This window comes from Desulfurobacteriaceae bacterium, assembly GCA_039832905.1.
Lineage (GTDB): Bacteria > Aquificota > Aquificia > Desulfurobacteriales > Desulfurobacteriaceae > Desulfurobacterium.
This window is the reverse complement of record JBDOLX010000069.1, coordinates 17020-32564: the sequence shown is the minus strand read 5'-3', so window position 1 is coordinate 32564 and position 15545 is coordinate 17020. Positions and strand designations below refer to the sequence as shown.

Sequence of the window (15545 nt, the reverse complement as noted above, 5' to 3'; positions counted from 1 at the left end):
GATGAAATTAACAAATAAATTAGCTCTTGCGGGAGTTTCTACTCTCGCACTTTTCTATCTCTCCTCTTGCGGAGAACCCGTTTGCAAAATGCCACTAACTGTAGAACCTCTCTCAAAACAAGCAAGCTTTGTCGAAAGCACCACAACCGGCGAGAGCTTAATAAGAGCAACTGGTAAAGGTTGCACCTTTGAACAGGCAACAAGAGACGCTAAGAAAGCTGCTATTTGGTACGTTCTCTACGCTGGAGACAGACCTATTTTGAAAACTCCAGAAGAGAAAAGAAAAGCTGAAAGCATAGTGAAAGAAATTCTTCAAAATCCAGATCAGTACATAAGATGGCAAAGCGACGTCAAAAGTAAAAGAAAAGAAGGAAACTTTATTCTCCTTACTTACTTATTTAAAGTTGACGTTAACGGTCTAACTGAAAAACTTCAAGAAGCAGGGGTTATAAAGTCTACAGAAGATCTTGCTGAAGAAATAGGACTTCCAACTATCGCTGTTCTTTCAAGAGATGATTCTTCAGAAACCTTAACAGCGATAACAACACTTCAAGAATACCTCCAAGATAGAGACTTTGAAGTTTACGTTAAAGAACAAGGAACAAAAATAAACAACATTGTCAAAAAGATTGCTACTTTAGAAGGAAAAGCGGATCCAATGTACGCTATGGCACTTCAGTTTGGAAGTGATATTTACGTTGATGTAAGTGTTAAAGTTAATCAAAGATATAAGTATGGACATCCATTCTACAAAGCTATTGTTAATGTAAAAGCTTACGAAACTGCTACAGGGAAGCTGGTTGGTGCTTCAACTGGATACTCTGTAGAAAGAGAAGTATCTTCACCTGAAGTTGTTGTACAGGAAGCTGCCAACGATGTTGCAGACAAAATTACTTCTCAGATTAAGAAAGAATGGATAAAAGAAGCCAAGAAAGGGAAACCATTTAAGCTTGTGGTCTTTACTACAGAAGGAATAGCTCCTAAGGTAGATGAAGCTATTTATATGGCTCTCAGAAAACTTTCAAAGCGTCCAGTAAAGAGACTTGCTTCTGGAAACTCCATGATGAGCTATATAGCCTATATAAAAGATGTTCCAAATGCTTTTGAGCTTTACATGAAGTTAAAAGACTTCTACAATGGCCCTGGAAAAGTAGAAAAGGTCTTAGATGCTGGTTCTTTCTTGGTTATTAAGGTAGGAGATGGTAGTAGTGAAATTGTAATAGAGTAGATTTTTCATAGGAGGGAACTTGTCGTTCCCTTTTCCCCTTTTTTAATGATCGTTTTTCCCTTTTCAAGAAAGGTGACAATATCTTATCTTATTTCCTCTCATAACCTTTTCTAAGAGTTTCTTATTTTTTCTAGTTGCTGTTTTTCTCTTTCAAGATCATATCATAGAGTATAAAACTAAGGTATTAGTAATGTGTTAATTTAGGTTTTCTTTTATTGTAATTCTTGTAAATCCTTATCCAAAATTTTGTTATTTTATTTTTGAAACGATCCCTTTCACATCTAGGAATAAAATCTCCTCTATTTATGTCATATTCAACGAAATTACCACAATACCTACAAAATATGTCCAAATGTTTTTTGAGTTTCTCTGATCGGACATCTTTCAAAGCTTTTATTCCAAGATCAAACCCTATAACCCTGTCTATTCCTCCTGCAATGGAGTAAGCATAATCTCCATATTTATTTAATCCAATTCCACAGTAAGAAGTTACCCAACATCCTTTATGAAATTCCGCATTTTTAAATTCTTTTAAATCTATCGGAGCTATGTTAAATGATGTAAAATAGATAACATTTCTATCATTTTTAAAAGAAAGTTTATCAACGACCACATTTTTATACTGTGAAACCTTGTCTAACAATTTTCTTGTATGATCCGTATATCCATTACTAGTTATTTGTAGTATAGTTTCTGGTGAGTGTTTCCAAATATATTCTTCTAACATAAGTTCAACTATTTCTATAAATTGAGGATGCAAGGTGGGTTCCCCACCCAAAATATTTATGAGTTCCCATTTATGACCTAGTTCTACACTTTCCTTTATAAACCTTTTTATCTGTTCAATCTCCATATAATCACCTTTGGAAGGAGCCTGAGTACATGAACGATTGCAACCCAAACATTTTAAATTGCAGTCATAAGTTATATCTATTTCTATCTTGTTTATATTTGGAATAAAGTTCTTTCGACCTCTTACGATATTTTTATGATTCCTAGGTTGCTTATTTTTAATTATATGTATAGAAGATTGAATCTTTTCTTTATGGATATCTCTTGAGTCAATAACATAGTTAATATAATCAAATCTTATAGGATTTTCGCTTAACTCTACTATTAAAGAAAACAAGGCAGTGTACTCATCATCATCATCAAACCACTCATACTTTTCACTTAGCCTTTGAAAGTTATTAGACATAATTCCCGTTTCTTTTTCCTTTTTCAAGTCATACATACTCAAACTATCAAACAAATATTTCTTAAATACTTTCACATAAGAATAAAGATTACTCTCTACATTCCTAGCTTGTAAAAAGTTTACGTTAAACAACCCACAATTTTCTATATTTCTCGTAACTACATGCTTTCCAATTAACAGATCTGCTTTATACATCCTTAACCTTTCCATTATTTCAGATAACACATTCTCGCCTAAAAAATAATCATTAGGATTTGCCAACAAAATAAAACTTTCAGAATTACTAACAAAATAGTGTAAAGCTTTATATACATTGTGAGTAGTCTTTAATCTAAACTTATTGTGAATATAAGTAACATTAGGAAAGTTTTTTAAAAAATCCCATAAAATCTTATCTATTAGATGGTTAGGATCATTATTCACTATAATAACCCCATAATCCTTAAAGGATTAATTTAAGATACTGTAAAAAAATCTGAAAAAATTACTTAGTTTTTTGCCATCTTCTAAGATTGTAAATATTATCAACTCTTCATTTCTCTTATGTATAGTCCAGTCGTAGAAAGAACCTTCTAGATCAAAGTGTTCTCTTTGAATATCTGGAATAATATTTTTTTCCACCCTATCCAGAATTGTAAACCATACATCTTTACATTGCTTTCTAAAATTTTGGGGATGAATATAATATGATTTTGAACTCCCGCCTCTTAAAGAAACTAAACCATTTTTCTTTTGATATTCATGTAGAGAATGATACCAACCCCATTTTAGTCTTCCTTTCACAAGCTTATTAGGTAAAGGTCTTGCATTTAAAAGCCTTTTCTTGTGTATTAATGCAAATCTGACTCCTGGTTTGTATCCACCTTCAGGGGCATGATATTCCGTAAAAACAATATCTTTACTTTTTGGAATATTAAAACCAACAGATACTGCATTCTCATTCTCTTCCAAAGCACGAATCATATCATCTAGAAATGAATGGTTATAGTCTTCTCTACCAATTAAGACATCGCTATCCATTTGAAGAATGTAATCCCCTTTAACTTTTTCGAACGCATAAACTTGAGGAGTCACAGGTATATTGTTAATAGTGTGAGTCTCCTTAGTCTTCAAACCGAACCATCTATAATTTACTTCCTCTATTTCTTCTTCAGGTAGTTCTATATAATAATCAATTATTCCTTCATCTATCAACTTTTGAATTTCTTTGTAAAGTTCCTCCAAACTTCCATCTTTCGTATATTCCCTTAAGAAATCTTTCTCTTTTTTATCTATTGCTATAACCTTTTCTAAAAACAGATCTGGACAAGATAGTTGTTTAACTATATGTTTTACTTGTTGATAAATCGTTTTACTTTCTTGAGGGCAAGTCTTGATCAACAAGGATACTCTTTTATTTAAGTTATTTAATTTTTTTGTTTTTATGAAAAACTCAGTTTTAAAGTGGTAATTGTCAATTTGAAAGACCGGTATTACCTCAGTTATATACTCTCCTTTTTCCAATTTCTTCCAGAAAATAGACTCATCTAGGTTCTTTAACTTCTCTAAGTTTTCCAGCTTTCTATTTTCTAGAAAAGTTCTATTTCTATGGAAAGATATGTTGAAGAAAAGTTTATTTAAAAATTCATTGAATCCTTCCATTTCTTCTATATGGAAGTTATTGATAATACTTCTCTTTATTCTATTATATTTCTCTTCTGACAAATTCTTATACCTTAGATACATAAAAGCTCTAGCTGCACTATTTAAGAAAAGATTATCACTATAAGGTAATATTTCATAATCTATAAACTTTAAGGCACCATTAACTCTTATAAAATTCTTCTCTTTTGTTATACTTTTACAGACAATTTTCTTCTCCCAACACTCTGTTAAGAATCCAATAAATTCACTTTCAGAAATTTCTCTTACTTTTTCACCCTGTTCGTAGGGATATCTAATATCTAAGGATATAAATATCATCTATTTTAAATAAGTCTACCTCATAGAAATATTTAGAATTTTTAAAAACATCTAATTTTTCTCTTAAATATAATAAACCATCACTTTCACCATATGAATTATTTGCGAGAGGTATATGAACTTTATATACTGATCTATTATCATGAAAAACAACTCCTGAAAATCCTTCTCCTAAGTAATAATAGTCTTGATTTCTATATTTTTTTAGTATTTTTAGTGCTTCCATTCTCCTATCCACTTACAGCCCCCATTTAATTTTTCTAACTTTATTAAGAAAGTACTTATAAAGCCTTTTTCTGAATTTTAAATATAAATTCTTCTTCTTATTTATAGAGGTAAGATATCCATCCAAAGAATATACTGCATATAATATGTTTTCTGCTATATATATTTCATATTTATCTTGGTTTAACAATAAATCAACAGTAAACCAATGGTCTTCTGCACTTTCCATATCTTGATATCTAATATCAACAGAAGGTTTGATAAAAGTATTACAAGAGGGAAGTTCACCTTCAGGTAAACCTAAACTCATCTGACGCAATTTTTTTTTTCTAAAAAGCTAAAATCTAGTAGTCGTTTATCAGCGTAATTAATCCTATCTATAACTTTTCCATCTATAGCCAGTTTATTTCCAGCTATGATTACATCAGGACTATATTTATCCATAATCTTTTCTAGTCTAGAAAGAACATAATCATCAACTAACCAATCATCAGCGTCAAGTCTTCCTATATACTCAACATCTGGAATAGCATCTATTGCAAAATCTATTATATAGTTCCTAATAGCACTTATTTTTCCTATATTAGTGCTATGTATTATCAGTCTAGGATCATCTAAATAGGATGATATTTCCCTTTTTAAATCATTGTAAGAACCTTCATTTATTATTAATAAAATAAGTTCTCTACTTAAACTCTTTTGCTTTAAAACGGACCTAACAGCTTTTTCTACAGTCTTAAAATTATCTTTAAAAGGCATTCCTATTACTATTTTTCCTTTTCTATTTATATATTCATATCCAAAAAGCTTTCGAGATCTTTCCAGTGACTTTTTAAAATCTTCTTGAGAAAAGTCACTTCTATATTTTCTATAAAAAGCATTCAATCCTAGCACTTTTTTAAATTTATTTGTGGTAAGTCTATCATGTTCCTCTTCAGCGTGATAAATAACTAAAGATTTGTCTAAAACTTTTATATACATTTGTTCATTATTTTTTTTGTTATAACTTTCTACAAACCTCAAAAAGCGTATCATTAAGTCTCTATCAGTAGTACTTATTAGTTTCTCATCAAAACCTCCTATTTTTTCCAGAATACCAAATTTAATAAACATATTACTTCCTTGAACCCCAGGATTTCCTATGAAAAACTCCCTAGGAGTTAAATTTTCTTTCTTTATGTAATTAACCCAACTCCCATCTTTTGTTTTCCACTTTATAGGGCTGAATACAGCAACTATGTTTGTATTTTTCTTTATTTCATTCACACATGTTTGGATATAATCAGGTAAATACTCGTCATCATCATCCAAAATAGATACAAATATTCTATCAGTTATTCTATCAGTTAAACCCTTATATTTATTCTTTATATACAAAATTGCAGTATTGATATTCCCAGACAAGTTATTTGTTTTTACATTAGGAATAAGAGAAACTTTCGTCTTTCCAAATCTCTGAAAATCGAAAACAACTTTTTCTACTTCCTGATAGTTAGATTTATATTTTTCATATACAACTAAGATCTCATTAGGAAAGTATTTCTGCATTAAAACGGAATTTACAGATCGCTTAAGTTTATCAGGACGATTTATAGTAGGAATTACAGTAATTATTATAAAATTCTCCGAAAAACTATTTTCCAACATCTAAACATTCTCCTTCATTCTTTCCTTAAAGTATCGTACTGTAAGCTTCAACCCCTCATCTAAACTATATTTAATAATTTTATTGCCTTAGAAATATCCGGTTTTCTTCTTTCAATGCTATCCTTCATTCTAAACATAAATAAAATTCTGGATTTTGATTTTGTTATATCTTTTATCTTGAGAGCTAAGGAATAGATACTTATTTCTTCATTAGGGTTTCCTAAATTTATAGGTTTATGATAATTACAATCCATGACTTTTAATAAGCCATTTACAATATCGTCAACATAGCAAAAAGAACATATTTGCTGTCCATCACCATACACAACTATATTTTTATCAGCTAAAGCGTGACATATGAATGTAGGAATCACTCTGCCATCATTAATTCTCATTCTAGGTCCGTAGGTATTAAAAATCCTTACTATTTTAGTATCAAGAAAATATTTCCTTCTAAACAAATAAACTAACATTTCCCCAAACCTTTTGGATTCTGCATAGCTTGCCCTAATAGATAAATGATTAATAATACCTACGTATTCTTCTGTTTGAGGATGTTCTAACGGATTTCCGTAAACCTCTGAGGTAGATGCAAACAAAAATTTTGCTTTATGTTTTACAGCTAACTTCAGCAAGTTCAGTGTTCCTACAGAATTTGCCAAAGCAGTTTCTACAGGTATTTCCCTATAATCTTTAGGACTTGCTGGGGAAGCTAAATGATAAATTTCATCAATAATATCTCCAGGATCAAAGACACTTTTTACTATATCATACTCATAAAATCTAAAATTCTTTTCTTTTTCTAAATGCTTTATATTTTCAAAAGTTCCTGAGCTTAAATTATCTAGACAATAAACATTGTATCCCTCTATTACTAGACGTTCACATAAGTGTGAACCTATAAATCCTGCTCCACCAGCAATTAATATATTTTTTTTCCTTCTTTTCATATTCTTTTTCTAAAACTTTAAGTGAAAAGTTCTAAAAAGGATCCTACAGTTGATACTACTAATACTACTTATATTGGAACTACCATCTTCAGTTTCAGCTTACATTGGTTAGTTATTTACTCGTAATACCCGAATCACTTTTCTCAGATACTATATAAAATACCTTCAAAGTTATTTTACAATATCTTGCAATTTCCCTCACGAAAAGAATCTCCAATCGCAATAAAGAGAAATGATATAATAATTAAGGGAGGAGTATATGAAACTAGCCAAGATAAAAGAAACAGATCAAAAACTTATAAGTAAGCTAATGTTTAACGTAGTTGTTCCAAGACCGATCGCATGGATAACTACAGTTTCAAAAGATGGAACTGTAAATTTAGCACCTTTCTCGTTTTACAATGCAATTACTACAAAACCACCTTTAGTGGTTGTATCAATCGGAAAGAGGAAAGATGGTTCTCTAAAGGATACCAGTAGAAACATTAGAGAAACAAAAGAATTTGTAATAAACGTTGTAAGTGAAGAGTTCTTAGACAAAATGGTTGAAACAGGAAATGACTTCCCGAGTGAGATAAGCGAAGCTGAAAAGCTTGGGATAGAACTTGAACCTTCGATAGAAGTTACTCCCCCAAAGGTAAAAGGAGTTCCAGCTGCTCTCGAATGCAAACTTAAAGAAATTATTGAAATTGGCGATACTCCAATGGATTTAGTTATTGGAGAAGTTGTTGCAATCCACTACGAACCTTCTATCCTTAAAACGCAGAAAGGAATAGTAGGAAGGTTAGGAGGAAAAAGATACTTTATAGTCAATGATGAAATTGATTTCTCACAAAAATCATGAGTTTACTTCCTTAAGGATCCTCTCTGCTGCCTCTCTCGGATCTTCTGCTCTTGTTATTGGCCTTCCAATAACCATATAGTCGGTTCCAAGTTTTACAGCATCTTTTGGAGTTACTATCCTTTTTTGGTCATCTTTTGATGCCCAAGCTGGTCTAATTCCCGGAGTGATAGTTAAAAAGTTGCTTCCAAGGTTTTCTTTTATTTTCTTAACTTCTCTTGCTGAACATACAACTCCATTAAGACCTGCTTTTTTAGCAAGCTCAGCAAGCTTTAGAACTTGGGTTTCTACCTCATTTTCAATACCTATACTCTTTAAATCCTCGTTTCCCATACTTGTGAGAATAGTAACTGCAATTAAAAGAGGTTTAGGAGCTCCTACCTTTTCTGCATACTCCTTATTAAACTCTGCAACAGATTTCATAAACTCAAAACCGCCAAGAGCGTGAATGTTATACATCCATACTTTCGATTCGATTGCCACCCTCGCTGCAGACTTTACAGTGTTTGGTATATCGTGATACTTAAGGTCAAGGAAAACCTTACAGCCTCTACTAGAAATTTCTCTTACAATTTCTGTTCCACACCTTGAAAAGAGTTCCAGACCAACCTTAAAGTGGTTTATTTTTCCCTTTACAGTATCAACAAGATTTAAAGCCTTGTCCTTAGAGTCAAAGTCAAGAGCCACTATTATCATCTTTAGAACTCCTCTATCATACATACAAAGGTTGGTTTTAGTATAACATCAAGGTTATCTATCTCAGTTATAGCTTTCTGAATCTCGCTCTTTTTAGCTAAATGTGTTGTCATTACAACAGGAACCCCACCGTCAATTTCAATGTTCTTTTGAAGTGCCATTTTTATACTTATACCGTAATCTGCAAGAATTTTAGAGATCTTTGCCAATACTCCAGGTCTATCAACAGCAGTAAAACGCAAGTAAAAGCTTGAAATAAAATCATCAGGAGCTTTTACACTTATAGACTCTTCTTCATTAAAAAGACATTCTGGCACAGAGTAGTCATTATTTATTGCAATATCCACAATATCGCTAACAACAGCACTTGCAGTAGGTTTTTGTCCAGCTCCTTTACCGTAGTAAAGGGTTTCTCCAACGAAATCTCCTTCTATTAAACAAGCGTTAAAGACCCCATTAACACTCGCCAAGATATGGTCTTCTGGAATCATTGTAGGATGAACTCTTACTTCAAGCTCTCCATCAACCAGTTTCGAAATTGCAAGAAGCTTTACAACAAATCCAAACTCTTTCGCAAGTTCTATATCAAGGGGAGTAATATCTCTAATTCCTTTAACGTAAACTTGATCAGTCTTTACGAAAGTACAGAAAGATAAAGTACTTAAAATCGCTATTTTGTGGGCTGCATCATATCCTTCCACATCAAGAGTAGGATCTGCCTCAGCATATCCAAGCTCTTGTGCCTTTTTCAAGGCCTCGCCAAAAGTTATTCCTTTTAAGGTCATTTCTGAAAGAATGTAGTTGGCAGTACCATTTATTATTCCGTAAATTCTTTTTATCCTGTTTCCGACAAGCCCTTCTCTTAAAGCTTTTATTACCGGAATTCCACCTCCAACGCTCGCTTCAAACTTTAAGGAAACGCCCTTTTCCTTAGCCTTCTTAAAAAGTTCATCTCCAAAGTCTGCTAAAAGCGCTTTATTTGCAGTTACTACATGTTTACCTTTATCTAAAGCCTTTAAAACAATCTCTTTTGCAACTTTCGTTCCACCAATTAACTCAACAACAACATCACACTCTCTTTCTAAAGCTTTAAATCCATCGCTAACAATTTTTTCAGAAGGAACTCCCAGTTTTTTTATCTTTTCTACATCTCTATCTGCTACAAAAGCTATTTCAATCTTTTTACCTATCCTTTTTGAAATTACTTCTTCATTTTCTATTAAAAGCTTTACAACACCAGTTCCAACAGTACCGCAACCTATTATTCCAACTTTTAGACTCTCCATCCTTTCCTCTTTAAACGTTTATCTTCCTAAGACCATACTTTTCAAAAGCCCTCTTTATTCCTCTAATGGCTTGTTTAATTCTTAGTTCGTTTTCAACAAGGGCAAATCGTACAAACTTGTCTCCATATTCTCCAAATCCAACACCAGGAGATACAGCCACCTTACCATCAAGGAGGAGCATCTTGGCAAATTCTAAAGACCCCATTGACTGGAATTCTTTTGGAATCTCAGCCCAAACAAACATTGTAGCTTTTGGCTTTTCCACCTTCCAGCCAATCCTGTTTAGTCCTTCAACAAGAACATCCCTTCTTCTTTCGTAAATTCTTCTATATTCCTCGACACAGGACTGATCCCCTTTTAAAGCAATAATGGCCGCTATCTGAATTGGTTGGAACATTCCGTAATCAAGATAACTCTTCATCCTGTAAAGAGCATGGATAATTTCCTTATTTCCAGCAGCAAAACCTACTCTCCAACCGGCCATGGAATAGGTTTTTGAGAGAGAATAAAACTCAACAGCTACATCTTTTGCACCTTTAACTTGTAAGATACTTGGAGGAACGTAATCATCAAAAGAGATTTCTGCATAAGCTATATCCTGAATCACTATAAGGTTGTTTTCTTTTGCAAAGTCAACAATCTTTTCAAAGAACTTAATATCGACACAAGCAGTAGTTGGATTGTGGGGAAAGTTGAGAATTAAAAGCTTTGGCCTTGGCCAGCTTTCCTTATAAGCTTTTATGATTGATTCAAGGAAAGCTTCTTCGTCAAAAACTCCATCGGTTAAAAGTGGAACACTCCTTACATCTCCACCGGCAATGATAATTGAATAAGGGTGGATAGGATAGGCAGGACTTGGAACAATAGCTACATCTCCTGGGTTGATAAGAGTAAGGGCAAGATGGGCTAGACCTTCTTTAGAACCGATTGTAGTTATTACTTCTGTTTCAGGATCAAGCTCAACATTATACTTTCTCTTATACCAAAGAGCTAAAGCCTCTCTAAGTTTATAAAGACCTTTAGTTTGAGAATACCTATGGTTTTTCGGATTTTGTGCTGCTTCGCAAAGCTTATCAACTATATGCTGTGGAGTAGGTAAATCTGGATTTCCCATTCCAAGGTCAACGATATCTTCTCCTGCACGGCGAAGACTTGTCTTTAGGTCATTTACAACAGCAAAAACGTAAGGAGGAAGTCTATCTATCCTTGCAAACTGGAATTTTGACATTTCTCTCTCTCCAAAACCGTTCTGAATTTAAAGAAAGTAAATGTTATTTTACAATTTATAGAAAAAATCCATTAGAGGTTAACGACCTTGAGAATACTGTTTATTCTTATCTTCTTTTTGGTTTTCCCGTTTCAAGGATACTCTTTTGAAAGAATAGTTTCCCTATCTCCGGCAATCACCGATATTATTGAATACGTTGGAGCAGGAGACAAACTAATAGGAACAACTATATTTTCCAAACATAAAAGCGAAAAAGTTGGGGGAATAATAAATCCTAATTTAGAAAAGATTTACTCTTTACATCCAGACCTTGTAATTGCATCTAATCTAACTCCAAAAAGTTTCATAACTAAGCTTCAAACCTTAGGAATAAAAACGATGGTCTTTAGACTTATATCATTAAAGGATATTGAGAATGCAATAGAAAAGATAGGTAATACCTTACATGGTAATGGGAAAATTAAGAAGGAAGAATTTAGAAAAAATTTACTTATTCTTGCTAAAGAATTAAAAAGCTGTTTAAATAAAAAAAAGGTTGTTATCATAATTTCTTATAGACCTCTTTTTATAGCAGGAAATAAAAGTTTCATTGGAGAGATTCTCTCTCTTAGTGGAGCTAAGGTTTTATTTAACGTTTCATTTAAACCAATATCAAATGAAAGACTCTTATCAGCTAAACCTGAAATAGCAATACTTCCCGCAAGACGAGAAAGACTAAAAGAGGTAGAAAGCTTTTTGAAAAAATTTAAAATAACCACCGTTAAAGTTTCACAGGACAATCTTTTACATCCTAGTCCAAGGATTTTAAAAGGACTTAAAGAGATAGAGGAAAAAGTTTGCAAAAGCTATTAAAAGCATTTCTTATTACTCTTGTCACAGCTTTTAGTTTTCTCTTCTCTCTTTTCGTGGGGCTACCCGAAGTAAATAAAACGATTGTTTTCCAGTTGAGACTCCCTGAACTTATTTTGGCTTTTGCTGTTGGAGGGATTTTGAGCATTAGTGGAGGTATTTTTCAAGGAATTTTCAGAAATCCTCTTGCAGACCCTTATATCCTTGGAGTTTCTGCAGGAAGTGCATTTGGAGCTACACTTTCCGCATGGAAAGGGTGGAATGTAGAAGTGGGAGCTCTGCTCGGAGGAATTATCAGTGTGTTTTTAATTTTTCTAGCTTCAATTTTCTTACGGGAAAATTTAAGAATAATACTCTTTGGAATAGGTCTTAACGCATTTTTCTCAGCCCTTATTCTTTTCTTTTTTGCAATCATTCCGTTTTATTCCATCCAAGATGCTTTGTTCTTTTCTCTTGGATATATTCCATCAGTAGAACTTACCACCTCCTTAGTTTACCTAAATTTAGCAATTCTTATGTTAACTATTTTCTTGGCAATTTCTCCTCGGATTGATTCTTTAAGTCTTGGTGAAGAGCTCTCCTACTTTAGCGGAATATCAACTTTTGAAAAAGTAATCTATATCATCCTTGTTTCTTCTTTTGTTTCTGTATTTATTGCAAAAACGGGAATAATAGGTTTCGTTGGGATAGTTGTTCCCCACGCTGTAAGGCTCTTGGGCTTCAGAATCTTAAGAGAACTTTTACCTTTTTCCTTCATCTTAGGAGGAAGCGTTCTTGTTTTTTCTCAAGGAATGGCAAAAACAATCCTTTCTCCCGTAGTCCTTCCGGTAGGTGTAATAACCTCTTTAATCGGGGTACCAGCCTTTCTTTTTATAGTTTGGAGGTATTCGCTTGTTAGAAGTTAGGAACCTTTCCTACAAAAATATTCTAAAAAACATATCCTTTACTGTTAGAAAGGGAACGATTTTAGGTCTTGCCGGAAAAAACGGTTCAGGAAAAACAACACTTCTTAGATGTATTGGAGGATTTTTAAACTGTTCCGGTTTTATCCTCTTTAACGGTATCGATCTAAAAAGAGTACTTTTGAGAGAAAGAGTAAAGAAAATAAACTATCTTCCCCAAGTAACTGAAATGGAAACTTCCTATACAGTTCTTGAATTTCTCATTTCTTCAATAGTTCCTTTAAAGGGAATTTTTGCACATCATTCAAAAAGTGATATTGAAAAGATAGAGAGAATCTTAGAAAAGCTTCAAATCCCTCATCTTAGAGATAGAAGTTTACAAACTTTAAGTGGAGGCGAAAGGGTAAAAGTTTTTATAGCAAGATTACTGCTTATTGATCCAGAAATCTATCTTTTTGACGAACCTGGAGCTTTCTTAGATGTTGAGGTTTTACCTTTCTTAGTAAGAATAATAGAAGATTTAAAAGCAAAAGGAAAAATTATCATTTTAACTTCCCACGATCTAAACTTTTTAGTTGACGTTGCTGACGAATTTTTAGCTTTAAAAGAAGGCAGGATAATTTTTAAAGGAAAAAAGGAAAAATTCATAGAAAACATAAACTTCATATTTGACGCTAAGCTTAAAATAATTAAACTTAATCGTGAAATTTTTATCAAGCCTGATATCAAAGAACCTTAAGGAGGTAAAGTTTTGAGAAAAAGTTTAGTTCTTCTTTCCCTTCTTTTAGTTTCACAAGGTATGGCTGAAGATATTCCAGAAGTTCAAGTTACAGCAACAAGGGTTGAAGTTCCTATTGAACACGTTGGAGACGATGTTGAAGTAATTACAAAAGAGGAAATTGAAAAGTATGGTTTTACAAGTATTGCAGATGTCTTAAAGTATGTAGCTGGGGTTCATGTAGTATCATCAGGTGGATGGGGAAAACAAACCAGTGTTTGGATACAAGGACTAAGTAGCGAATATATCCTTGTTCTTGTAAATGGAATACCAATAAATGATCCTTCAACTCCAGGATCTACAGCTAACTTTGAATGGATAGATCTAAGTAATGTAGAAAGAATAGAAGTCCTAAAAGGATCTCAAAGTGCGTTATACGGTTCAGAAGCCATCGCAGGAGTAATAAACATAATTACAAAGGAACCTAAAAAAGATAAGGCTTCTATTACTCTAGAAGGTGGAAGCTACAAGACTTTTAAAGAAAAACTAAAAATAGATAAGATTTTTAACAAAGGATTCTCATCTATTTATCTTGAAAACTTTAAAATCTCTGGTTTTAGTGCCACTACTTCTTCTCCTGACGACGATCCTTTCCGTTATACAACGGGAGGAATTTCTTTCGGATTTTATCCTACAGAAAATTTAAAGATAATAACTGATGTTCAGGCAAAATACGGACATAATGAATATGATAATGGAGAAATGGACTACAAGAGGTTATTTGCAGCCACCCGTGTTTCCTATCTCCAAAGTGAGAATCTAATATGGAACCTAAAAACATCAACCAATAGAGAAAAACGGGAATACTCTTACGGAAACTATATAGGATACACTAACTATTTATCTTTATCTCCTACATACTATTTTAACGAGAAAAGCTTCTTAAAAGCTGGAATCAATTACAGACAAGAAAGAGCAGAAACAAGTGCTGTAGGAGATAAGGAGGTTTCTCTTCGTTCAGCATTTGTTGAAGGACATACTGAAATTTCAAAATTATATATTACAGGAGTTGGTAGAATAGACAATCATTCTCTGTTTGGTTACTATGGTACTTACAAGTTATCAGGAGCTTACTCCATAGATAAAACAGAAACCACATTTAAACTTCAGTATGGTACTGGTTTTAAAGCACCTACCATTGACCAACTTTATGGATACTATCCAGGTTTTTCTTGGAATGGAATTTATTATCCTCCTACCAAAGGAAACCCTGATCTATCTCCAGAGAAGTCAAGGGGATGGACAGTAGGAGTGGTACAAAAATTGAAAAAAATTCGGTCTTTATTTGAGTTAAATTACTTTAGAAATTACATATGGAATAAAATCCAAAGTGTTAATAAAACTGATTATTATACTTACGAGAATATTGGGAGTGGAGAAACCAAAGGAATAGAAGTAAAAGCGAGAACTATCGTTTCCAAACATTTAAGTTTGTATGGTAAATATACCTATATAAATGCTTCTGAAAACATAAGAGATAGAGTTCCCGAAAATAGCTATATTGTAGGACTCAACTTCAAAACTAAAAAGCTAAAAATGTCTACTTGGATAGAACATTACAGCGAAAGGAAAGATGGAGAAAACACCCTATCTCCATTCACCACCCTTAACTGCTACGCTTCATATAAGCTTAACGATAAAACAAAACTTTACCTTAAAGGTGTTAACCTTACAGACGAAAAGTACGAACTCGCTTATGGATATAACACAATGGGAAGATCTATTTTTGCCGGTGTTGACATAACTTTCAAGTAA

At 32.9% G+C, this 15545-nt stretch carries 15 protein-coding genes; 6 read left to right on the top strand and 9 right to left on the bottom strand.

The genetic code is table 11. From position 1 onward, the window contains the following. Window position 1 precedes the first annotated feature (1 nt). Window positions 2-1228 (top strand): DUF6175 family protein, encoded by a 1227-nt coding sequence (locus ABGX27_05120; GenBank protein MEO2068876.1) that lies wholly within the window; start codon window positions 2-4, stop codon window positions 1226-1228. 184 nt (window positions 1229-1412) lie between these two features. Here the strand turns inward: ABGX27_05120 and ABGX27_05115 are convergent, their stop codons facing one another. From ABGX27_05115 to ABGX27_05090, 6 genes are all read right to left on the bottom strand, one after another. Further along, window positions 1413-2687: a radical SAM protein gene (locus ABGX27_05115; GenBank protein MEO2068875.1), complete on the bottom strand. Its 1275-nt coding sequence runs from the start codon at window positions 2685-2687 to the stop codon at window positions 1413-1415. 189 nt (window positions 2688-2876) lie between these two features. Beyond that, window positions 2877-4388 carry a hypothetical protein gene (locus tag ABGX27_05110; protein ID MEO2068874.1) on the bottom strand — a complete coding sequence of 504 codons (1512 nt, stop codon included), beginning with the start codon at window positions 4386-4388 and terminating at the stop codon, window positions 2877-2879. Then, on the bottom strand, window positions 4363-4626 hold the full coding sequence (locus ABGX27_05105; protein MEO2068873.1) for a hypothetical protein: 264 nt from the start codon (window positions 4624-4626) through the stop codon (window positions 4363-4365). Before ABGX27_05105 ends, ABGX27_05110 begins: the two co-directional genes overlap by 26 nt. Next, window positions 4627-4923 carry a hypothetical protein gene (locus ABGX27_05100; GenBank protein ID MEO2068872.1) on the bottom strand — a complete coding sequence of 99 codons (297 nt, stop codon included), beginning with the start codon at window positions 4921-4923 and terminating at the stop codon, window positions 4627-4629. Beyond that, window positions 4920-6260, bottom strand: coding sequence for a glycosyltransferase (locus ABGX27_05095; protein MEO2068871.1), 1341 nt, complete (start codon window positions 6258-6260; stop codon window positions 4920-4922). Before ABGX27_05095 ends, ABGX27_05100 begins: the two co-directional genes overlap by 4 nt. A 59-nt stretch (window positions 6261-6319) precedes the next feature. After that, window positions 6320-7210, bottom strand: a complete 891-nt coding sequence (locus ABGX27_05090; GenBank protein MEO2068870.1) for an NAD-dependent epimerase/dehydratase family protein — start codon at window positions 7208-7210, stop codon at window positions 6320-6322. A 259-nt stretch (window positions 7211-7469) separates the two neighbouring features. Between ABGX27_05090 and ABGX27_05085 the strand changes: the two genes are divergently transcribed. After that, a complete protein-coding gene (locus ABGX27_05085; protein MEO2068869.1) occupies window positions 7470-8054 on the top strand; it encodes a flavin reductase family protein in 585 nt (194 codons plus the stop codon). Here ABGX27_05085 and pyrF read toward each other — a convergent pair. Genes pyrF through ABGX27_05070 form a run of 3 tightly spaced genes read right to left on the bottom strand, consistent with a single transcriptional unit; the run spans window position 8049 to window position 11261 of the window. After that, window positions 8049-8747 (bottom strand): orotidine-5'-phosphate decarboxylase, encoded by a 699-nt coding sequence (gene pyrF, locus ABGX27_05080; protein MEO2068868.1) that lies wholly within the window; start codon window positions 8745-8747, stop codon window positions 8049-8051. The two genes, ABGX27_05085 and pyrF, sit on opposite strands and share 6 nt — an antisense overlap. 2 nt (window positions 8748-8749) lie before the next feature. Then, on the bottom strand, window positions 8750-10033 hold the full coding sequence (locus ABGX27_05075; GenBank protein MEO2068867.1) for a homoserine dehydrogenase: 1284 nt from the start codon (window positions 10031-10033) through the stop codon (window positions 8750-8752). A gap of 10 nt (window positions 10034-10043) precedes the next feature. Continuing rightward, window positions 10044-11261 (bottom strand): aminotransferase class I/II-fold pyridoxal phosphate-dependent enzyme, encoded by a 1218-nt coding sequence (locus ABGX27_05070; protein MEO2068866.1) that lies wholly within the window; start codon window positions 11259-11261, stop codon window positions 10044-10046. Window positions 11262-11348: 87 nt separating this feature from the next. Here ABGX27_05070 and ABGX27_05065 point away from each other — a divergent pair, with 87 nt between their 5' ends. Genes ABGX27_05065 through ABGX27_05050 form a run of 4 tightly spaced genes read left to right on the top strand, consistent with a single transcriptional unit; the run spans window position 11349 to window position 15545 of the window. Further along, window positions 11349-12113, top strand: a complete 765-nt coding sequence (locus ABGX27_05065) for a helical backbone metal receptor (GenBank protein ID MEO2068865.1) — start codon at window positions 11349-11351, stop codon at window positions 12111-12113. Further along, window positions 12098-13015, top strand: a complete 918-nt coding sequence (locus ABGX27_05060) for an iron ABC transporter permease (GenBank protein ID MEO2068864.1) — start codon at window positions 12098-12100, stop codon at window positions 13013-13015. The genes ABGX27_05065 and ABGX27_05060 overlap by 16 nt, the downstream gene beginning before the upstream one ends. Next, window positions 13002-13751 (top strand): ABC transporter ATP-binding protein, encoded by a 750-nt coding sequence (locus ABGX27_05055; protein ID MEO2068863.1) that lies wholly within the window; start codon window positions 13002-13004, stop codon window positions 13749-13751. Before ABGX27_05060 ends, ABGX27_05055 begins: the two co-directional genes overlap by 14 nt. Window positions 13752-13763: 12 nt before the next feature. Beyond that, window positions 13764-15545, top strand: coding sequence for a TonB-dependent receptor (locus ABGX27_05050; protein MEO2068862.1), 1782 nt, complete (start codon window positions 13764-13766; stop codon window positions 15543-15545).